At 49.1% G+C, this 21,974-nt stretch carries 17 protein-coding genes; 12 read left to right on the top strand and 5 right to left on the bottom strand.

Annotated features, from left to right (window positions below; translation table 11 throughout):
* Positions 1-153: 153 nt before the first annotated feature.
* Positions 154-828 carry an S-layer homology domain-containing protein gene (locus ADU23_RS29635; protein WP_053377057.1) on the top strand — a complete coding sequence of 225 codons (675 nt, stop codon included), beginning with the start codon at positions 154-156 and terminating at the stop codon, positions 826-828.
* 170 nt (positions 829-998) lie between these two features.
* Positions 999-2,111 (top strand): histidinol-phosphate transaminase, encoded by a 1,113-nt coding sequence (gene hisC, locus ADU23_RS29630; RefSeq protein ID WP_053377056.1) that lies wholly within the window; start codon positions 999-1,001, stop codon positions 2,109-2,111.
* A gap of 65 nt (positions 2,112-2,176) precedes the next feature.
* Here the strand turns inward: hisC and ADU23_RS29625 are convergent, their stop codons facing one another.
* The gene (locus ADU23_RS29625; RefSeq protein WP_053377055.1) at positions 2,177-2,815 is read right to left on the bottom strand and encodes a CAP domain-containing protein; all 639 of its coding nucleotides are present in this window, start codon (positions 2,813-2,815) and stop codon (positions 2,177-2,179) included.
* A gap of 290 nt (positions 2,816-3,105) precedes the next feature.
* Between ADU23_RS29625 and ADU23_RS29620 the strand changes: the two genes are divergently transcribed.
* Complete coding sequence (locus ADU23_RS29620) at positions 3,106-3,306, top strand: cold-shock protein (RefSeq protein WP_053377054.1); 201 nt, start codon at positions 3,106-3,108, stop codon at positions 3,304-3,306.
* Between the two features lie 124 nt (positions 3,307-3,430).
* Here the strand turns inward: ADU23_RS29620 and fabV are convergent, their stop codons facing one another.
* Both fabV and ADU23_RS29610 read right to left on the bottom strand, forming a co-directional pair.
* A complete protein-coding gene (gene fabV, locus ADU23_RS29615) occupies positions 3,431-4,621 on the bottom strand; it encodes an enoyl-ACP reductase FabV (protein ID WP_053377053.1) in 1,191 nt (396 codons plus the stop codon).
* 210 nt (positions 4,622-4,831) lie between these two features.
* Positions 4,832-5,041, bottom strand: a complete 210-nt coding sequence (locus ADU23_RS29610) for an alpha/beta-type small acid-soluble spore protein (RefSeq protein WP_053377052.1) — start codon at positions 5,039-5,041, stop codon at positions 4,832-4,834.
* Positions 5,042-5,173: 132 nt separating this feature from the next.
* On the opposite strand from ADU23_RS29610, the gene ADU23_RS29605 reads away from it, so the two are divergent.
* Together ADU23_RS29605 and ADU23_RS33025 are read left to right on the top strand one after the other, a co-directional pair.
* Positions 5,174-5,827, top strand: coding sequence for an ATP-dependent DNA ligase (locus ADU23_RS29605; RefSeq protein ID WP_053377051.1), 654 nt, complete (start codon positions 5,174-5,176; stop codon positions 5,825-5,827).
* A 257-nt stretch (positions 5,828-6,084) separates the two neighbouring features.
* The gene (locus tag ADU23_RS33025; protein WP_157266021.1) at positions 6,085-6,225 is read left to right on the top strand and encodes a hypothetical protein; all 141 of its coding nucleotides are present in this window, start codon (positions 6,085-6,087) and stop codon (positions 6,223-6,225) included.
* Between the two features lie 227 nt (positions 6,226-6,452).
* On the opposite strand, the gene ADU23_RS29600 is transcribed toward ADU23_RS33025, so the two are convergent.
* Positions 6,453-6,938, bottom strand: a complete 486-nt coding sequence (locus ADU23_RS29600) for a C40 family peptidase (RefSeq protein ID WP_053377050.1) — start codon at positions 6,936-6,938, stop codon at positions 6,453-6,455.
* 167 nt (positions 6,939-7,105) lie between these two features.
* Complete coding sequence (locus ADU23_RS29595) at positions 7,106-8,086, bottom strand: aldo/keto reductase (RefSeq protein WP_053377049.1); 981 nt, start codon at positions 8,084-8,086, stop codon at positions 7,106-7,108.
* 258 nt (positions 8,087-8,344) lie between these two features.
* Here ADU23_RS29595 and ADU23_RS29590 point away from each other — a divergent pair, with 258 nt between their 5' ends.
* From ADU23_RS29590 to ADU23_RS29560, 7 genes are all read left to right on the top strand, one after another.
* Positions 8,345-9,124 (top strand): alpha/beta hydrolase, encoded by a 780-nt coding sequence (locus ADU23_RS29590; protein ID WP_053377048.1) that lies wholly within the window; start codon positions 8,345-8,347, stop codon positions 9,122-9,124.
* A 219-nt stretch (positions 9,125-9,343) separates the two neighbouring features.
* A complete protein-coding gene (locus tag ADU23_RS29585) occupies positions 9,344-10,837 on the top strand; it encodes an alpha-N-arabinofuranosidase (protein ID WP_053377895.1) in 1,494 nt (497 codons plus the stop codon).
* 13 nt (positions 10,838-10,850) lie between these two features.
* Entirely contained in the window at positions 10,851-11,123 is a 273-nt protein-coding gene (locus ADU23_RS29580) for a DUF6171 family protein (protein ID WP_053377894.1), read from the top strand.
* A gap of 339 nt (positions 11,124-11,462) precedes the next feature.
* Positions 11,463-12,476 (top strand): S-layer homology domain-containing protein, encoded by a 1,014-nt coding sequence (locus ADU23_RS29575; protein ID WP_053377047.1) that lies wholly within the window; start codon positions 11,463-11,465, stop codon positions 12,474-12,476.
* 36 nt (positions 12,477-12,512) lie between these two features.
* Entirely contained in the window at positions 12,513-13,109 is a 597-nt protein-coding gene (locus tag ADU23_RS29570; protein WP_053377046.1) for a TlpA family protein disulfide reductase, read from the top strand.
* Between the two features lie 92 nt (positions 13,110-13,201).
* Positions 13,202-17,347 carry a beta-L-arabinofuranosidase domain-containing protein gene (locus tag ADU23_RS29565; RefSeq protein ID WP_053377045.1) on the top strand — a complete coding sequence of 1,382 codons (4,146 nt, stop codon included), beginning with the start codon at positions 13,202-13,204 and terminating at the stop codon, positions 17,345-17,347.
* A 69-nt stretch (positions 17,348-17,416) separates the two neighbouring features.
* Positions 17,417-21,925 (top strand): sugar-binding domain-containing protein, encoded by a 4,509-nt coding sequence (locus ADU23_RS29560; protein WP_053377044.1) that lies wholly within the window; start codon positions 17,417-17,419, stop codon positions 21,923-21,925.
* Positions 21,926-21,974: the final 49 nt, after the last annotated feature.

The raw sequence follows: 21,974 nt of genomic DNA, 5'->3' as shown, positions 1-21,974 counted from the left end.
TGGTCATCTAGCGTCTTTTTTTAGGCGAAGGAGATTAGCGTTAAGAGAGTGGATTGTTAAGTTTATAAAAAAAGGTAAGTAAAGCTGCAACCTTTTATTTTGAAGCTCGTCTATGAGGAAGGAACGTTCCAAAAACTAGATGAGGTGACAACGATGACAGGAAAATTTAAATTGATTACACTAGCGGCTACTGCTGTTTTAACTCTATCTATTGCTGGACAAAGCTTTGCAGCCGCATCAACGTTTACAGATCTTACGAATGGAGCTGCAAAAGATAAAATTTCCTCCCTTCAGCAAAGGGGTCTGGTGCATGGCATCAGCAGCGATCGTTTTTTCCCTGATGCGACGCTTACTGCAGCTCAAGGCATTCAGCTCATTGTGAACGCTCTTGATTTGAATATGGATCTTATCCGATTCATTAAAGAGCCTAAGGCGACGGATTATTTTGAAAAAGCGGATAATGCCGCATGGTACGCTAACACGCTGATTATCGCTGCGAGCAATAACATGGATCTGCCGAAGGATCTTGATCCTAATCAGACTTGGACCAAAGAACAATTTACGCATCAGCTGATTTTAGCTATTGAGCTTCATAGCAATTTGCCGATGATCAAACTATTGCCGGTTGAGATTGGCGATGAAGCTGATCTATCGGTTGAATATGGCGGCTCCATCCAGCGCGCGCTCGCGCTAGGGATTGCAGCTTTGGATGCAGAAGGCAACTTTAAGCCGCAGGAGAGCATTACCCGCGCGGATGCTGCTGTGCTTATCTTTAATGCGCTAGCATATATAGAGGCACACCCGGCCCCGGCACAGCCGTTGTCTTAAATGATAGGAGGGAGGCGCCTGTGGGGGGCGCCTTTCTATTTACATATTAACAAAAGCCATATACGTATATTGTAGAATAATAGTCACACATTAATCCTTTACTGCGACAAAGAGTTAATGTATCATAGTGATAAAGTTTTCAAATAACGTCTATGAAGGTGAAGCCATTTATGAGCGGAAAAATCGAGGTTCAAGCACGCAAGGAATTAAAACAAATGAAGCCTTATACCCCCGGGAAACCGATCTGGGAGGTGCAGAAGGAGCTTGGCCTTGAGCGGGTTGTGAAGCTTGCGTCCAACGAGAATCCGCTAGGTCCTTCTCCGAAGGCGGTAACGGCTATGCAGGCGGCATTAACGGATCTCCACCGGTATCCGGACGCCCAGTCCGTACAATTGAAGCAAGCGATCGCGACCCATTACGAGCTAAGTGCCGAGCAAGTGATCATCACCAATGGCGGGGATGAGCTGATTACGCTCCTATCTGAGACGTTCCTTGATGCCGAAGATGAAATTATTGTTCCAGGGCCTACCTTTAGCGAATATGAATTTGGTGCTCAGCTGATGGGTGCCAAAGTGATAGTAGCGCCGCTTACGAATGATCTTCAATACGATCCAGAGGCTATTGTTGCAGCCGTGACGGAACGAACGAAGATGGTGTATTTATGTTCACCCAACAACCCAACCGGCACGATTTTGTCCAAAAAAGAGCTGCAATATATTCTCGACTCCCTTCCCAAGTGGGTGCTCGTCGTGCTTGATGCCGCATATAGCCACTTTGTCTCTGCGGATGATTATTCGGATGGGATCGAATTTGTGCGCGCGGGCTATCCGCTGGTCGTCTTAAAAACCTTCTCGAAAATATACGGTTTAGCAGGCATACGCGTCGGCTTCGGGGCTGCGCCGCAGGCGATTATCCAAAACATTTTGCAGGTCAAAGAGCCGTTTAACGTAAACGCCTTGGCTCAAGCGGCAGCAATTGCGGCTATAGGGGACGAAGAGCATGTATCACGTTCGCGTTCGCTTGTTGCCGAGGAGCGCCAGCGGCTGTATGCATCATTCCGCGAGCTGGGATTAAGCTATACAGAGAGCATGAGCAACTTTGTGTTGGTAGAGGTCGGCGAGCAATCGGAGTTTATCTACGAGCAACTAATGGCTAAAGGCATTATCGTTCGTCTGGCAAAAGCATGGGGGCTGAATTCGCATTTGCGAATATCGATAGGCACGCCTGAGGAGAATGAGCTGCTGATCGAGGCATTGCATCATATTTTGAAAGAAAATACGTAACAAAAAAACAGCCATTCCGGACCTCCAGAATGGCTGTTTTTTAATATCGCTGACTGGTAATAAGTTTATCCGGTAAACTCTTGAACCCATGCGCCCTTGAAGTAAGCAATTCCGATCTTTGAAAAGCTGCCGCTTAAAATATTCGCCCGGTGGCCTTCGCTATTCATCCAATCATTCATAACCTGCTCGGGAGTCGGCTGGCCTTTGGCAATGTTTTCGCCAGCAGCGCTGTACGTAATTTGAAACTTTTTCATCATATCAAACGGTGATCCATAGGTGGGGGAATTATGGTCAAAGTATTGGTTGTTAATCATATCCTGAGCTTTGACCATCGCCATTTTAGATAAATCGCTGTTCATGCTAAGGGAGCCTAAACCTGCTTTGGCACGTTCGGAATTGACGATTTGCAGCACTTGCTGGTCAAATTCCAGTGAGGTTGAAGGCTGCTCCGGCGCGTAGTCAATCGGATCTTGTTTGTTCGTGATCCATTTTGGAACGTTATGTTGATTTTTTTTCATCGGCATTGCGGACTTGCCTGTTTGAGGGGTGGTAATGGAAGAAGCTTGCGTTACCTTCGGCACCGATTGGATCGTCTTTGTCTTAATTTCCGAATGAGAAACGGCAGACTGTTTGTTGGTCACGTTATGATTGGCTGAACAGCCTGTGACGATTAATAAGGCAGCAATTACGATATACCTCTTCATTGTATGGACACCTCGATATCGGATTAAATTAAGTGCATCAGACTATATGTTTGCCAATAATGACGGCTTTTATGCCGTTCTGGAGCGGGAGGGGTTAAATTTTCGACTATTTTGAAAAAAGACTTGCGTATTGTAAATGCCTATGTTATATTATCAATACAAACAACAAATTTAACCTTGAATTCACATATTGAAAAGGTTGTCATTTGTATGATGATATCTTTTTCAATGTGTGATTTTTAGTTTTTCTGGAAAAAACATGTTAAAAAACTTATTGGAGGTCATTTAAAATGGAACAAGGTACAGTGAAATGGTTTAACGCAGAGAAAGGTTTTGGCTTTATCGAAGTAGAAGGCGGCAACGATGTATTCGTACATTTCTCCGCAATTCAAGGCGAAGGCTTCAAATCCCTTGACGAAGGTCAACGCGTTGAGTTCAACGTAACTCAAGGCAACCGTGGACCACAAGCAGAAAACGTTGTAAAACTGTAGTATTTTAAACAAAGAGCCCTTAACTTCGGTTAAGGGCTTTTTTTTGTTGCTGGAGCCAGGACGAGACAAGAAAAAAAGCCACTTCGAGCAAATGAATGCTCGAGGCGGCTTTTATTGGATTTATTTATTTGAGGTTAGTAATGTTAACTTCCGGATTCACGTCCGCTTCATAATTAATGCCGTCTGTTTCAAAGCCGAACAGCTGGAAAAACTCGCGACGATAGCCTTCAAGATCGGATAGGTCATATACATTTTCCGTAGAGAGCTTAGCCCATACTTCTGCAACCTCAGCTTGAATTTCAGGTCTCATCTCCCAATCGTCAACGCGGATAAGCCCTTTCTCGTCAATGAGCGTTTCGCCCTTGCCGTATAGGCGCTCGGAGAACAAGCGATACATTTGCTCGATGCAGCCCTCGTGAATGCCTTTTTCCTTCATGACTTTATAAAGAGCGGAAATGTAAAGCGGTACGACTGGAATTGCCGAGCTCGATTGCGTAACCAAAGCTTTGTTGACGGATACGAAAGCGCGGCCGCCATTTGAGCTGAGCTGCGCGTTAAGACGCTTAGCAGTAGCTTCAAGATCGTTTTTCGCTGCACCGATCGTACCTTCGCGATATACCGCATGCGTAATTTCTGGACCGATATACGAATAAGCAACGGTAGTTGCGCCTTCAGCCAGCGCACCTGCTTGCTGCAGCTCGTCAATCCACATTTGCCAGTCCTCGCCGCCCATGACCGCGATCGTCTGGCGAAGCTCGTCCTCTGTTGCCGGCTCGATGGTTGCTTGTGATACCTCGCCGCTGTGGAAGTTAACGGTTTTGTTCGTGTACGTGCCGCCAAGCGGCTTAATAACGGAAGCGAAAGTTTCGCCAGTCTTAGGATGTGTGCGGCGCGGAGAAGCGACGCTGTAAACGACCAAATCGATTTGTCCAAGCTCGGTGCGAATGAGGTCGATCGTTTTTGCTTTAATTTCGTCGGAGAACGCATCGCCTACGATGCTGTAGGATTTACGTCCAGCAGCGGAAGCAGCCTCTTCGAATGCAGCCGAATTGTACCAGCCCGCCGATGCCGTGCGCGCTCCTTCGGCAGCTTTATCGAAGTAAACGCCAATCGTGTTAGCGCCAGCTGCAAATGAGGATACGATGCGGGAAGCAAGGCCGTAGCCCGTCGAAGCACCGATAACAAGCACGTTGCGAGGGCCTTCGATAGCTGGTTGTGCTTTAACGTACTCGATCTGGCGCTGCACTTGCTGCGCGCAGCCCTCCGGATGTGCAGTCGTACAAATAAAACCTCTCGTTTTCGGTTGAATAATCATATTGGAATATTCCTTTCTTTTATGGAATTCGTTTGTTTACAGTATGTAACGGCAAAACGGACAACTCTATCTCATTTTACCGACTTTTGCTGCATAAGGGAAGTTCCCCGTTGAGGACTAACGCATTTATTTTGCAAAATTACAGCAGTATGCAAACAAATAAGCGCCGATTCAGCCTTTAGGCGTTCTCGGCGCTTATTTATGTGAAAGTTAACGACGACCTGAGAGCTGCTGCTCAGCCATTTGAACGAGTCGGCGTGTAATTGATCCGCCGATGGAGCCCATATCGCGTGTAGTCATATTGCCGTAATAGCCATCTTGCGGAAGTTGAATGCCAAGCTCTTGAGCGACTTCGAACTTGAGTTGCTCCAACGCTGCGCGTGCTTGGGGGACAAGAAGTTGATTTGTGCGGTTTGCCATCTTTTCTCAGCCTCCTTCTTAACCCTATTATGCGGAGCGTTGGCAGAGATTATTCGCTAATTGCACCTAAATTTACCGCCGTTTTTCAGAATGAGTCCGTGCTAAAATGGATACACGGAAGGAGGCGGCATTATGTTTATGAAGCCAATGCTCATGACGAGATATGAGAAGCCTTTTGATGATGAAAATTATATTTTCGAACCGATCATTGACGGCCATCGGCTGCAGCTTTCTTTCATGTCGAGCAAAACGAAATTATATACAAGGCACTTTAATGAAGTTACGCGGCAGTATCCCGAGCTACATAACGTTCCTTTGAGAGAGCCTGCCGACGTTGTCCTCGACGGTGAGGTTGCCTATGTAAATCCTCATACTGGAGCGATTGAGTTCGATACGCTTCAGAAGAGATTCCGGCTGAAGAAGGAACCGAGCATACGAGATGCCAAGCGGATAAACCCTGTGGAGTTTTTTGTGTTTGATATTCTCTATTATAATGGAGTTGATCTGCGGGAAACGCCGCTGCTTGAGCGCAAGAGGCTGCTGGATGCTATTTTGGAGGATAACCTTTATTATAAGAAGATGCTGTTCGTAGAGCGGGAAGGGATGGCTTTGTTCGATCTAGTCAAACGTTCCGATCTTGAGGGCGTCGCATGCAAGCGAAAGGACAGTACTTATGCCGAAGGGCGCGGGGACAACTGGTTAAAAGTGAAAAATGATGAATATGGCGTGCTGCCTATGACGGAGATGCGCAACGAAGTAAGTAACGCTGAACAGAAAAGTTGTTAATGTAAATGTTAATCAATATACGTTTATTAAAGTTTGGAAAGAGATGCTGACGGCAAATGTCGTTGGCATCTTTTTTGTTGCTGATCGCTTCTAATTATACAAATACGGCTAAGTGAAGCCCGTCATAAACGATAAATTTGTTATTGACGATAAGCGGGCGAAATCGTTACAATATAATCGTTAATATTATTAGTAATCAATTAATAAAATAACAAATGTAAGCGCTCTTTTAAATGCTTGCGTGGAAGGCGAGGTGCATGGCAAAAGTTTTTGTTTTTTATTGCGGAAGCCATTCAAAACATTCGTTTAAATCGGAAGGGGATGGCTGCTTTTTTGTGGAAAAATGGAACGCGATCGCACCAGAAGCGGCTATCCGCGGAAATAAAGCAGGAAACTAGACATATGAAACCATGCTGCGCGAGTACATGTATATCGTCCATTAGCGTTATCGATATTGCACCTGCTCTGAAAGATCGCAATTCATATGGGCAAAGATCGTGAAGCAATGAATGTTTCATATTTCGTTTAAATGTTTAAATAGGTTGTAGAATCAACGCCGCTCAATTGCCTTAAACAAAAAAAGAGCTGCAAATCGCATTCAGCGATCGCAGCTCCATCCATAATTCTAATTGACTACGCGTCTAGCCGTTACGTAGGTTTTTGACCAGTAGCTTGTATTCAGATTTGATACGGTAACGCCTTGGCTCGAAGAACTGTGAATGATTTTGTTGTTGCCAGCGTAAATAGCTACATGGCTAATAGACTTGCCGTTTGTTTTGAAGAAAACAAGATCGCCCATGCTCAGGGAGTCCTTGGGAACCTTCTCGCCAATTGTTGCTTGAGCAGTAGAAGTCCGTGGAAGAGAAACATCCAGCCCTTTAAACAAGAATTGCGTGAACGAAGAACAGTCAAAAGCGTATGTAACGCCAGCGGGTGCACCAAATCTATATGGAGTGCCAATGTATTCTTTGCCTGTGGAAATAAGATCGATCGTTTCAGGTGTTGCTGCATGCGCTTTCTGTGCAAATGATCCGAGTGTGATAGCTGACATGACGATCGCGCTGCATATGCCTGCTTTTGCAATTGATTTCATTAGGTTTGATTTTCTCATGCTGTCAGGATGTCCCTCCGCGTTTCGTATTATGTGTAATGACTATAACACATTTACAAAACGGCAATTTTCGCTCATGAGAGCGAAAAGACAGCTATTATCGGGATTATGAGCAATTATGAGAAAAGAATGAAAAATTATTAATGAAAAACAGCAAATAATGCGCCTTAAGGCATATTTACGCCTCTAGCGCTCACAAGAAGGGTATACCATTGCTCCCGAGTCATCAATTCTGCTTGTTTTACAGCGTCTTTACAAGCCAATATGCGCTCTGGATTTACCGTGCCGATGACAGGCTGTATGCGGGCAGGATGCTTCATTAGCCAGCCAAGCACTATGGATTCAGGCGTTGTATCGTTCTCCTCAGCCAGCTGCTTAACGAGAGCGGCTGTTTGCAATTCTGCCTCGTTCGCATTCTCCGATACCTTGCCGGAAAATCTCCCTTGCGCAAGCGGGCCCCATGCTTGAATTTGAATGTTTTCCATTTGCATGAATTCCATAAGCCCTTCAGGGAAGCTGTCGTTCAGTCCGGCTTTTTGATTGACGTGAACGCCGTGGTCAACCCAGTCATGACGCAGCAGGCTCATTTCCAGCTGATTCACGACAAGGGGATCGGGCAATTCACGCTGCAAGAAACGGATCTGGCCCGGGCTCATGTTGGATACGCCAAAGTTGCGCACCTTGCCTGAGAGCTTCAGCTTCGTGAAGGCTTCAGCGATTTCATCCGGTTCCACGAGCGGATCTGGACGGTGAAGCAGCAGAACATCCAAGTACTCCGTGCCAAGCCGCTCCAAAATGCCGTCTACCGAAGGCAAAATATGTTCTTTCGAAAAGTTAAAGCGTACGGGCAGTGCGCCGTCAGACAATTGAATGCCCACTTTGGATTGAATCACAATCTGCTCGCGCAGCTTAGGCTGCTGCTTGAGCACTTGTCCGAATACAGATTCGGCTTTGCCCCTTGTATAGATATCTGCATGATCATACATCGTAATGCCGATTGATAAAGCAGCTTCAACTGCAGCTTCCGCCTGAGAGATATGACTAGATGTAATCGGGTCTGCAAGATCCCAGCTTCCGCCAAGTCCCATGCAGCCTAGCGCAAGCCGACTGTCTGATATTCCGCGACGAGCTAATGGCATCAATTTCATTTTTAATCATCCTCCGCTATATAGGTTGGAAAAACCTTCAATCGGATTCTATTATAACGCTCTATTTCCAATCATATAAGCACTGAAAAAAAGTTCACTAACTAACCTTGTGACGCATAGGCTGGATCGAATAGACGTTGTTGCAAGCTAGCATTGCAAGCGCTTCTTTTTGGTGCTACATTACTTATGATTAGGTTCAGTTCAAAAATGCTAGACGAAGTAGTCTAGCTTCACTAGATCAATTGGGAGGAATATCGATTGGCTTATATTACCTGTAACTTTTTTTCGGAAGCGCTGGGCTTAAGCACGTCAATGACCGTTATTTTGCCGCAGCAGACAACCTCGCAAATCGGTATGAATAATCGCAGCAGCCAGAAGCTGCACAAAACCTTATATTTATTGCACGGCCTGTCCGACGACGATACGATCTGGTCAAGAAGAACGTCTGTCGAGCGTTATGTAGCTGAGCTCGGGCTCGCCGTAGTCATGCCGAATGTTCATCAAAGCTTTTATACGGATATGGAGTATGGCAATAAGTATTGGACTTTTCTAACGGAAGAGCTTCCTGCTGTCGCTAGATCGTTTTTCCCTTTATCAGACGCACGCGAGGACAATTATGTTGCAGGCTTGTCGATGGGCGGTTATGGCGCGTTTAAATGGGTGCTTAGGCATCCGGATCGAATCGCAGCTGCGGGCAGCTTGTCCGGCGCGCTAGATATGGCCAACCATATCAAAGATCCGGCTCATATGAAGCCGTTATTCAACCTTATTTACGGTGACAAAGAGGTTAAAGGCTCGGATAATGATTTGCTGCACCTTGTTACCGAGCTTGCACCTTCTTCGTCTCCGAAGCCGGCGCTTTACCAGTGCTGCGGCACGGAGGATTTTTTATACGACGATAACCTGGCGTTCCGCGACGCTTGCAAGCAAGCGGATTATCCGCTGACATATGAAGAAGGTCCCGGCACTCATGAGTGGGGCTATTGGGACACGCATATCCAGCGCTTCTTGCGGTGGCTGCCCATTACGAATGAATAGATAGCAGCCTTACGATGCTAGTTAATAGAGGGAGAGAGGAAAGCTACCAAGCTGATGAGGCTGGCAGCTTTCTTTTTTTATTTAAGGGTTGCAAAATGTATCCGCTCCCATTATGCTTTGTATAGAATTAATGTTTATGTTTATGGATCAATAAATACATTAATTCAACTATTGGATATGTTATTTATTCTAATCATACAAAAAGCGAGGGCGAATGAAATGGCAAACCGCGTAACCATTAACGCCGATTTGGCAGCAGGCACGATTAACCGCAATATTTATGGACATTTTTCCGAGCATTTGGGCCGATGTATTTATGAAGGCATTTGGGTGGGCGAGGATTCCCCTATCCCGAATACAAACGGCATTCGCAATGACGTTGTAGCCGCGCTTAAGCAGTTGAAAATTCCAGTGCTGCGCTGGCCGGGCGGCTGCTTTGCCGATGAGTACCATTGGAAGGACGGCATCGGTCCGCGCGAATCACGCAAGCGGATGATTAACACACACTGGGGCGGCGTGCTTGAGAATAACCATTTTGGCACACATGAGTTTTTGATGCTGTGCGAAATGCTGGAGTGCGAGCCGTACATCTCAGGCAATGTAGGAAGCGGCACGGTTCAGGAAATGTCGGAATGGGTGGAGTACATGACGTTTGACGGCGTATCGCCAATGGCGGAACTGCGCCAAGAGAATGGCAGGGAGAAGCCGTGGAACGTCAAATATTTTGGCGTCGGCAATGAGAACTGGGGCTGCGGCGGCAACATGCGTCCCGAGTATTACGCGGACCTCTATCGAAGATACCAAACCTACGTGCGCAACTACGGCGAGAACAAGATCCACAAAATCGCCTGCGGACCTAACGTTGACGATTATCGCTGGATGGAGGTGCTGATGCGTGAAGCGCATGGGATGATGGATTCGATTTCGCTGCATTATTACACGATTCCAGGCGAGTTCTGGACGCAAAAAGGCGCGGCGACGGGCTTCTCCGAGGATGAGTGGTACTCCACGCTGAAGAAAGCGCTATGGATGGATGAGCTGATCACGCGTCATTCGACGATTATGGACAAGTATGACAAGGGCAAGCGGATTGGCCTAATCGTAGACGAATGGGGAACTTGGTTCGATGTAGAGCCGGGCACGAACCCAGGCTTCCTGTACCAGCAGAACACGATTCGTGATGCGCTTGTGGCAGGCGTTACGCTGAACATTTTCCACGACCATTGCGACCGGGTTCAAATGGCGAACATCGCGCAGGTGATCAACGTGCTGCAATCGGTTATTTTGACCGAGGGCGAGAAAATGATTTTGACGCCGACGTACCATGTATTTGATATGTACAAGGTGCATCAGGACGCAACGCTGCTTACGACGTCGATTGACAGTCAGGATTACGCCCATAATGATCAGCTGATTCCTCAAGTATCCGTATCGGCTTCGAAAGACGCGGAAGGCCGCATTCATATCAGCTTGTGCAATTTGGACAATCATTCCGGCGCAGACGTTGAAATCGATCTTCGCGGCTTGGCAGGCGCAGGTCTTAAAGTAAGCGGAACGGAGCTTACCGCTACAACGAAGGATGCACACAATACGTTCGAGCAGCCTGAAGCCGTGGTGCCGACCGCTTATCAAGCCTTTAAGGTTGATGGCACTACCATTAGCGCGAAGCTCTCGCCGATGTCCGTTACGGTTCTTGAGCTGATTTCGGAATAATGAACGCCTTATGATGAGCAGCAAAAATCAGTGCAAAGGCTGCCGCGACGAGTACATTGTGACGGACGAGCAGATCGATCGCATTTTGGCAGCGCCGATGTTTCAAACGGATATCAGCGTGCCTGATGACGTGTACGAGCAGCGCTTGATGCAGTGCGGCGGCTGCCCGAAGTTTCAATATGGAACGACATGCGCCATCTGCGGCTGCTTCGTGCGCATTGCCGCCAAATACAAAAACCGTGCTTGTCCACTGCCGGGCGACAGCCGCTGGACGAAATATGCTTAATGAATAGAAACAGGCCGCTTTCCGGCTTCACGGAGAGCGGCCTTCTTGCATCAAAAACGTGCATGCCGCATTTGCCAACGCTCTAGCCCATTACGGAACGGCGGAAATTCGCAACTTTTGACCTGATATTGCAAATACAATCCGATTTCATCTTTGTACAATAAAGCTAATCGGGAGGAAAGCTAGACCTGCGCTGAAAAGAGGGGGACCCTGCGCACATCAGCTGAATCGATAGGTTAGATGTGATACATATTGTATCGTAATGCGTGGAATATGCTGCCTAACAGCTGCTATGATCCTCTCAACAACAACTCTATGAATCTGGAAGGGACGATTTCAATGAAAAATTGTAAGCGTTTTACGATGATGGGTTTGATAGTTCTGCTAGTCGCCATGGCATTGCCGGGCTTCGCGTTTGCGGCTGAGACGCCTAGCTTCACGCTGACTCAGGATCGGTCTGACAATCAAATCAAGATTGCCATTACAGGTGATAAATTAAAAGATATGTACGCCTATGAAGTGAAAGTCGCTTTTGATACGAAGAAGCTTCGCTTCAAGAGCGCAAGCAGCGGAGTTACAGGCTTCTCGATTACGCCAATCGTAGAAGGCGCGCAGATCGTATACGCAACGACCAAAATCGGCAAAAAAGCGGGAGACAGCGGAAAGGTTGTATTATCCAGCTTGAATTTTGAAGCGATTGGCAAGGGAAAGGCGGAAGTGAAGCTCACGGATGTGAAGCTAATAAACAGTGCTTTGGAATCCGTCACCTTGAAACCAAACGTGAAAATAGCGGCAGAGCTGGGCAGTTCGTCCATATTCTTCAAGGATATTGCGGGACACTGGGCGATTGCATCGATTGAACGGGCAGTTGAGCTTGGCTTCATTAATGGCTATGCCGACGGATCTTTCCGGCCGAATGCGCAGGTAACCCGTGCCGAGTTTGCCGCTATGCTCGTTCGCGCTCTTGACCTGCAGACAGCAGTAGGCGCGAAATTATCGTTTAAAGACGCAGCAGGCATTCCAAGCTGGGCAACTGAGTTCGTCGGCACTGCCGTAGACGCTGGCATTATAACGGGCTATGAGGATCAGACATTCCGTGCAAGCACGCCTATCAAGCGCAGCGAGATTGCTGTCATGGTAGCGCGGGCGCTTAAATGGCAGGTTGATGCTTCCAAAAAATCATCGTTTGCCGATCGCGACAAAATTCCGGCATGGGCAGACCCCTCTATCGCAATGGCTGCGGAAGCAGGCGTCCTCAAGGGAAGAGGCGCTAATCTGTTTGTGCCAAGCGCGAACGCCACACGGGCGGAAGCGGTAACGCTGCTGCTCGCTATGATCGATCTTAAAGCCTAACAGCAGGCAATCATTTGCGCACGGGGAGTAGATAGGATGAAAAGCATGATTTGGATACTAGCAGGATTTTTGCTCGCAACCGCCTTTGGCGTCGCATTAATCGTGAAAACGGACCGTACGAGCGGCGAGGAAGGGAAGAAGCTGGATGCTTCCGCGCTGGAGAGCGTGCTAAGCGTAGACCAAGAAGCGGCGCTGCATCGCAAAACATCATCGGGCGTGAAAGCACCCGCCTTTACGCTCAAAGCGCTGGACGGCAAAACCTATACCATCGGAGAAACGAGCGACAAACCGATCGTTTTGCAATTTTGGGCCAGCTGGTGCGAGGCGTGCACCGTGGAAGCTCCTACGCTGAAGAAGCTGCATGAGGCGTACCGGGATAAGGTTGATTTTTATGGCGTCAACCTGTCCTCCGAGGAGAAGCAAGCGGGCAATATCTCGTCATTCGTCCAGCAAAATGAGTGGAGCTTTACCAATCTGCTCGATGCCAATAAACGCGCCTCCTACTTATACGAGCTGCATGCGCTGCCAACCACATTCATTATTGATACGGATGGCACGCTGCTGGACACCTTTCATATGGTTGATCCGATGGAATTTGAGTTGAAGCTGGATCAGCTGACGGAAGGGAGGTGAGCACGGGATTAAGAGCTATTAAGGAGAAATCAGCTTCGAGCTCAATATAGTTACTTGTTTATTTTGACCAAAGTCCGAGGGAGTGAAGCAAGATGAGATTCAGCGCAAAGCTGAAGCCAAGCGTGGTTATGCTGCTTATATTTGCCCTGTACGTAAGCAGCTTTCTGCCAGCTGTCCATGTAGAGGCAGCGGCGGAGGATGAGCCTGGTTTTTTCGAGGATCATTTCAATCGATCGGTCATCAATGAAAAATGGAATGTTGTCGATGGCAATTGGTCGACAGCAAGCGGCAAAATGACAGCAGAGAGCGGCAACGGCTCGAAAGCGCTAATTAAACAGACAGAGCTACAGGATGGAAGCATCGAAGCGGACATTAGCTTTGCTAATCGAAACGGCGATGCGGGCTTATTGGTCCGTACGGTTAGCGCAGCGCCTGGCGCCGACAATGTAAAAGGTTATTACGCGGGCATTTCCGCGCAAGGAACGGGCAGCGTATTTCTTGGGCGCATGGACAACAAATGGACCGAACTGAAGCGCGTTAAGATTGCGGTAGATCCAAGCACGGTTTATCGGTTTAAAGCTAGTGCCGAAGGATCGCAAATCAAGCTTTATGTGAACGACACGCTCGTTTTAGAGCAGACGGACACGACCTATACGAAGGGACAGGTGGGCGTAAGGCTCTACCAGTCGCTGCCGACATACGACAATGTTCAAGTTGCGGATCAGCAGAAAACGGTCGTATTCACGGACAACTTTGATGCTCCCGCGCAGGAGTTGGCTTTGCCGAACTGGCAAACGATTCTAGGCGATTGGAAGCTGCAATCAGGAGGGATTACGGTTAATAAGGGCTCTAATCAAACGCTGCTTGTGAAAGAAACCTCGTTTAATGATTTTACGGCAGAGACGGACTTGAAGCTGACGGCAGCAGAGGGTGCCGCAGGGCTCGTATTTAGAACCCAGTCCAGCGAAGCAGGAAAGCTGGTTAAAGGTTACTATGCTGGCTTGCAATCGGATGGAAACCTCGTTCTCCGCCGTTTAAATGAGGAATGGTCCGATTTGAAAGCCGTCAAAGCTCTGGATGCGGTCGCTCCAAACAAGTTTTATCAGCTGAAAGTCGTCACGTATGGCTCGGGCATTAAAGTCTATCTGGATGATATGCATAATCCGGCGCTGGAGCACAGCGACGACAGCGCGCAGAAATTCACTTCGGGCGGGGTTGGCGTCTGGGCTGATGCGGTGCAGCCGGCGTTTGACAACTTTATTTCCAGCGATTATTACGTGCCGGCGGAGTCGTTCAAAGAGCCGGTAGCCAATAAAGATCCGCTCCTGCAAACGCCGTTCGTACCTCTTCCGCTAGGAGCAGTGAAGGCGGAGGGCTGGCTGCTTAAGCAGCTTGAGCTTATGAAGGATGGAGCGACCGGTTATGCGGAGGATTTGTACGGCGAGCTGAACACCAATTCGGAATGGCTTGGCGGAACAGCGCCGGAATCGAACTGGGAACGCCCCGTTTATTATGTGAAAGGATTAGTAGCGCTTGCCTACACGCTGGATGACCCGGATCTGATCGCCAAGTCGCAAAAATGGGTGAATTGGATGCTGAACAGCCAGCAGGAAGATGGCAATTTCGGTCCAGCCAGCGATAATGATTGGTGGCCCCGCATGGTTGCTATCTATGTGCTGAAGGATTATTACGAAGCGACTAACGATGAGCGGGTCATTCCTTTCCTAACGAATTATTTTCACTATCAATTAAACAATTTGGATAAGCGTCCTTTATTCGATTGGGGACAAATTCGCAGCGGCGACAACCTGAACGTCGTTCTGTGGCTCTACAACCGTACCGGTGACAGCTTCCTGATTCAATTGGCTGAGAAGCTCCATGAGCAAGGTACGGATACGACCGATGTTTTTACGAACAATAACTTTTTGACAGCCGCTAAGAGCAATGCTGGCAACTTCTACACGCAGCATACGGTGAACGTCAACCAATCGATCAAGACACCTGCCATTTATTATCAATTATCGAAAAATGAAGCGGACAAAGACGCCTACCAAGCAGGCGTGGAGCATCTGAATCAATCCCATAACCAAATTACCGGCATCAATTCCGGTACGGAAATGCTCGCTGGCCTTGCATCGACGCAAGGGGTAGAGCTATGTGCCATCGTCGAGCGCATTCACAGCGATGCCGTCACCGCGATGATAACCGGCGATCCGACGATCGGCGATGCGCTTGAGAAGCTTACGTTCAACTCGCTCCCGGGAGCGATGAGCAAGGACATTAAGACGCATCAATATTATTCGCTGCCCAATCAAGTGCAAAGCGGCTTGACCGATCATGGCTTTAAGCAAAATTACGATTCCGGCACGGTGCAATCGCCGTATTCGGGATTTCCTTGCTGCCGCTTCAACATGCATATGGGCTGGCCTTATTTTGTGAAGGATATGTGGGCAGGCACGGCTGACGGAGGGCTTGGCGTTATCGCATACGGGCCTAGCCGCGTCTCTGCCAAAATTAAAGGCGCCAACGTCACCGTTAAGGAGACGACGAACTATCCGTTCGAGGATCAAATCCGCTTTACGATCGAAGAGGCGTCGGAGAGCGTGAATTTCCCGCTTAAGCTGCGTATTCCAAATTGGACAGAGAATGCGACGATTACGGTGAATGGTCAGCCGCAGGCAGCGGTGAAAGCAGGCGAGTATTTCTCCATTGACCGGGTATGGCAAAAAGGGGATACCGTTGTGCTGACTTTGCCGATGGAGATCAAAACCTCGACATGGGTAAACAACTCTATCGGCATTGAGCGCGGACCGCTCGTTTTCTCGCTCAGAATCGAAGAGAGCTGGGTGGAGCAATCGAATCCGGCACCTCAAGTGAAGGAACCCGGCTTCAAGCAGTACAACATCAACGCCGAATCGCCATGGAATTATGGCTTATTGCTAGATCGCGACAATCCTGAGCGTTCGATCGAGGTTGTCATGTCAGACATGCCGGAAAATCCATTTATACAGGAGACGACCCCGATTAAGCTCATCGCGAAGGGTAAACGAATCCCTGCATGGGGCAAAGCGCCTAACGGCGTCTCAGCAGCGGAGCCGCCTGTCGGCCCTGTTTATTCCGCTGAGCCTACGGAGGATATTACGCTGGTGCCGTTCGGAGCGGAGAATCTGCGCGTAACTTATTTCCCTGAGGTGACGGAAGACTTGGCCATTCAACCGGCTAAGTATGAGGCTGAGAAAGCTGAGCTGTTCAAAGCAAGCGCTCGCAGCAATAACATTCATGCCTCCTCAGGCGGCTATGTCGGCGGTATCGATTACGAGGACAGCTACGTTCATTTCAATCAGGTTGAGGCTCCAAAGGCAGGAACCTACAAAATGTTCATTTGGTACGCTCAAAACACGAACAACTACCAGCCTGCAACCGCCAAAATGATTATAAATGACGGCGTGGAGCAGACGGCACAGCTTGCCGGAACGATAAACTGGGGCAGATTTATGGCGACCAGCGTAAACGTTGAGCTGAAGGAGGGCGTCAACTCCATTAAATTTATGCGCGGCTCAGGGGCAAATCCCGGCTTTTACGAGCTGGATTACATTGCTTTGTCGGCAGCAAGCAGCGAGGATGTTGAACCGGAGGTGAAACCGGCTGCGACGTTAACAGGCGACGCAAGCGCGGCGAGCGGACAAATCATTGATCTTACGTTCGGGGTAAGCCGTGTTACGGACAGCGTCTATCAGAGCGTTTATGCGCAGGATGTGACGGTATCCTATGATCCGAGCAAGCTTGCTTTCGTAGGTGTCTCCTCGCTCAGAGAAGGGCTGAATGTGCTTGAGACTAAAGAGCTTGGACCGGGCAAAATCCGCATTCTCGCATTTGCGCAAGGAATGGGCCTAGCGCCAAACGCGGATTGGCTGAAGCTAACCTTCCAAGCTGCTTCGCTGGAGTCGGCGGAGTCAACCAGCGTCACGTTGACCAATGCGAGACTTGCAAACGGCGATGGCGCCGAGCTTGCGCTAAGCGATGCTAAGCACGCTCTGCAAATAGCGGCACGGCCGCCATCAGGCGATCTAAATCAGGATAACAAGGTTTCAATAGGCGATCTTGCCATAGTAGCTGCGGCTTACGGCAAAACGAGCGCTGATCCGAATTGGACACAGTTTAAGAAGGCAGATCTAAATCAAGACGGAAAAGTAGATATTGAGGATCTTGCGATGCTTGCTAAATTAATAATCGGCTAAAAGAACCATGGGGGAAGGCACATCACTTCCCCCACCCAATTTTAATATGAAATATTGGAGGTTCCATACATGTTGAAGCGAAGCAAAGCAATAAGTATGCTTGTAACTTTATCGATGATTTTGAGCATTGCGGCTTCCGCAATCTCGTTTGCCCCAAGGGCTGCGGCAGCGGAAGGCTCGGCGGGAGGAGCTGCGCCGGCTGCGTACCATGGCTTGAAAGCCGAATATTATACCGCGGGAGGACCTCCCAATTTTACATTCGACACCTTTAAGGGTACCGGGTATGACCCGAATCTGGACATTTCTAATCTTGAGCCGTCGATTAAAATGTATACAGGGCAAGAAAATCGCGTCGGGATTAGATGGACGGGGTTTATCCAGCCCGAATTCTCGGAGAACTATACGTTTTATATTACCGGGGACAATGGTTTCCGGCTATGGATTGATAATAAGCTGACGATCGATCACTGGGTCGCGGATTGGGATAAAGAACAAACCTCGCAGCCGGTCGCATTGGTTGCCGGTCAAAAGTACAGCATTAAGCTGGAATTGTTCGAAGATTCCGGCGGCTCGAATGTACACATGCGCTGGGCTAGCCCGAGCGTAGCGAAGGAAGCGGTGCCGACGCAGGCATTTTATTTGCCGGACGGCTTTGCGCCTGGCGGCATAGTATCGGAGGATGGGCTGCAAATCGAGCTTCCCTTCGAAGCGTCGTTAAAACCGGTTACAGCCGAGCTTGTGAAACATTTGAAAGTAAATATCGCAACAGGCAGCTTGTCCCTTGCTTCTGCGGCTTTGAAGGAAGGCGATGACAAAGTCGTTGCCGTTAAGCTAACAGAGCCGCTTAATTCCAGGGATATAGGCAATGTCAAAGCGGTTTATGACGGCAAGGGCGGTCTAGAGACGCTGGCGGGCGAGGTCGTAGCTGGCTTCGATAAGCCGCTGCTTAACGGCTCGAAATATCAAATTATGTCCCCATGGGCGGATGACGTGGATAAGGAAAATGTGCTCCCGGAATACCCAAGACCGCAATTGGCGCGTGAAAACTGGGTTAATCTGAACGGCGAGTGGGAGTTCCAAGCGGCTAAGAAGGGGGAGGCAGTTCCAGCCGGCTTAACGCTGAAAGAAAAGATTCTCGTGCCATTCGCGGCAGAAGCGAAGCTTTCAGGCATCAACCGCGTCGAGGATTTAATGTGGTATAAGCGTACGTTCACCATTCCGAAAAACTGGGACGGTGAGCGCGTGAAGCTTAATTTTGGCGCGGTAGACTATTTGGCAACGGTGTATGTGAACGGACAATCGGTAGGCAGCCATAAAGGCGGCTACACGTCCTTTAGCTTCGACATTACCGATTATCTAGTAGCTGGCGACAATGAGCTTATCGTCCATGTGCTTGACGAGACGGATATGGGAGCAGACCAAGCGGTCGGCAAACAAACCGTTAAGAAGCTCGGCGGCATTTGGTACACGTCCGTATCCGGTATTTGGCAGACAGTATGGCTGGAGCCGGTAGCGGCAGCGCATATCGAGAAGCTGGATATGGCGACGGATATCCACAAGGGAGAATTGAAGCTGAACGTTGCGGGAAGCGGCATTCAAGGCCATACCGTTGAAGCCGTCGTGCTCTCAAATGGCGATGTAATCGGAACGGCGACAGGTGACGTCGGCTCGGAGATAGCAGTACCAGTGCCAAATGCAAGACTATGGTCTCCCGATGATCCGTTCCTCTACGATTTGAAGGTTTATTTGAAGGATGGATCGCAAACGGTAGACGAGGTAACGAGCTATTTCGGGATGAGAGAGATCAAGCTAGGCAAAGTTGATGGCGTAACCCGTCCGCTACTGAATGGAAATTTTGTGTTCCAAATGGGCCCGCTCGACCAAGGGTTCTGGCCGGACGGCATCTATACGGCGCCTACGGATGAAGCTTTGAAATTCGATATTGAAGCGGTCAAGCGCGTGGGCATGAATACGATCCGCAAGCATATTAAGGTAGAGCCTGCCCGTTGGTACTATTGGGCGGATAAGCTCGGCGTACTCGTATGGCAGGATATGCCGAGTCTGGAGGATCGCCAAGGCAATAAAGGCTCCGATATTACGCAGCCAACAAAAACGCAGTGGTTTAAGGAATACAAGGAAATGGTAGACCAGCTTCGCAGCGTTACATCTATTATTGTATGGACTGTGTTTAATGAAGGCTGGGGGCAATTCGACCAAGGCGGTCAACAGACGAGGGACGCTACGGCCTATGTAAAAGGACTGGATTCGACTCGTCTCATCAACAGCACGAGCGGCTGGTGGGATGCCGGAGCGGGCGATTTGCTCGATATGCACAGATATCCTGATCCTGGAGCGCCGAATGCAAGCGATACAAGAGTTGCGGTGCTTGGCGAATACGGCGGTCTAGGGCTGCACGTGCCTGGACATGAATGGAGTCCGCTCGTGTTCTCCTATCAATTAATGAACAGCAAGGAACAGCTTACTTCCACTTACATCAATTATATTAATAGGCTGAAGCAATTGAAGGAAGGCGGACTAAGCGCCGCTATTTATACTCAAATTACGGATGTGGAGTATGAAATCAACGGCTTGCTGTCCTATGACCGGAAAGTAGAGAAAATGGACTTTGACCGCATTGCGATCGCACATCGCGAGCTTATCGGCACAGCGACAAAAACGGATTTGCTTGCTGAAATCGCGAAGGCGGAGGCGATGGTCGGCCAGGCGAAAATCGGCACGGGTGCCGGCGAATATAAGCAAGCGGTGGTTGATGCTTTTAATGCCGTTCTAGATGCGGCTGCGGCGGTTGCTGAGAACGCGAATGCACTTGCCGGAGATATCCAAACGGCACTAAAATCGCTGCAAAACGCGCGCGGGCAGCTGTTCGCTGCCGTTAATGATCCAATTGAAGCAGGCTCGAGGGTAGATGGCTTTGATGCTGCGGCGCTAAATGAAGAATGGTCGGTATTTAAAGCGGATAACAGCAAATGGTCGCTAACGCGCAAGCCGGGCTTCCTCAGCCTAGACACGTCCGCCGGCGATACGTTCCAAGGCTCTAATAATTTGCCGAATATTTTCTTGAAAGACGCACCGGCCGGCGATTTTGTTATTACGACTAAAGTTGAAGCTCCCGTTCGGAAAAACTATCAGCAAGCAGGTCTCTTCCTATGGCAAAATGAAGACAATTACGTGAAGCTAGGCCATGTATGGGATACGGACGGTTCAACAGGCAAAAGCCTGGAGACTGCTTACGAGAAAAACGCCGCTTATGTAAAAGCAACAAACATGGCGAATCATCCAGGTTTTGATACGTCGTATTTGCAGATTCGCAAGATTGGCAATGTCGTTTCCACGTTCTTTTGGAATGGAACGGCTTGGAAGGCTGCGGCAGATCCGATGACTGTCAGCCTATCCAATCTGAAAATCGGTTTCTACGGCTTATCTTCCGGGGATAAAACCTCCATTCAAGCCAATTTTGATTATTTCTCGGTTGGTCCTGTGCAAGCCGCTGATAAAGCAGCGCTTCAAGCTGCGATAACAGCCGCCGAAGCACAGCTTAGCGCAGCGGTAACCGGAACGGAGCCGGGACAATATCCGCAAGTCGCAAAGGAAGCTTTCGGCGCGGCGATTGCGGCGGCAAAAGCAGCAGCAGCTAACGCGGCTGCGGATCAAGCGGCAGTAGATGCAGCAGCAGCAGCGCTGAGCCAAGCGGCAGCAACGTTTGCAGCCGCAGTCGTACCGACTGCTCCTGCAGAGGCGTCAGCTACGCTTGCTGGTCCAGCACAGGTAAAAGCAGGTCAATCCTTTGATCTGAAGGTGGGCATATCGAATATTACAGCAGAGAAGTTCCAGTCGCTTTATGCTCAAATTTTAACGATTACCTTCAATCCTAACCAGCTGGCGTTGTCGGAGGCTGTTTCCTTGCAGGAGGGCTTTGGCATTCTGGAGAAGCATGCCATTGAGCCAGGCAAGGTTCGCATTATTGCGGCGGGCCAAGGCAGCAGCCTATCTGCGGATGCGGAATGGTTGAAGCTTACCTTCCTCGCCAGCGTAACAGGTGCGCCTGTCCGTGCGGATATTTCCGTAAGCGGAATTGAAGTCGCCAACAGCTTAGGGGAAGAGCTTGCGGTAAATGGCGCAGCGCATACGGTACAAATTAGTGCGCAAGTAGATTTGACTGCACTGAATGAAGCTATTGCGGCAGCGGAGGCTCTCTACAACGGAGCGGTAGCGGGCACGCAGCCTGGACAATATCCAGCTGCAGCTAAAGCGGCATTCGGCGCTGCGATTGCAAAAGCCAAAGAAGTCGCGGTCAACCAAAATGCAACCGATGCACAAGTAAGAGACGCAATTGCTCAGCTTCACGCAGCCGCGACAGCCTTCCAAGCATCGGTCTTGTCAGGCGACATCAACAACGATCAGAAGATTACGGTCGGCGATCTTGGCATCGTGGCTGCTGCTTACGGTAAAACAAGCGCGGATCCGAACTGGTCGCAGTACAAAAAAGCCGATCTTAATGCCGATGGCAAAGTCGACATTGAAGATATCGCGATGCTTGCGAGATGGATTCTTGGCTAATGCGGATATAAGGCAATAAAAAAGGGTGACCAGAAGCCAAATGGCTTTT

The organism is Paenibacillus sp. FJAT-27812 (assembly GCF_001273905.1).
In the GTDB taxonomy this organism is placed as follows: Bacteria; Bacillota; Bacilli; order Paenibacillales; family Paenibacillaceae; genus Pristimantibacillus.
The sequence above is the reverse complement of the archived record's forward strand: the minus strand, read 5'-3'. Positions and strand labels throughout refer to the sequence as shown.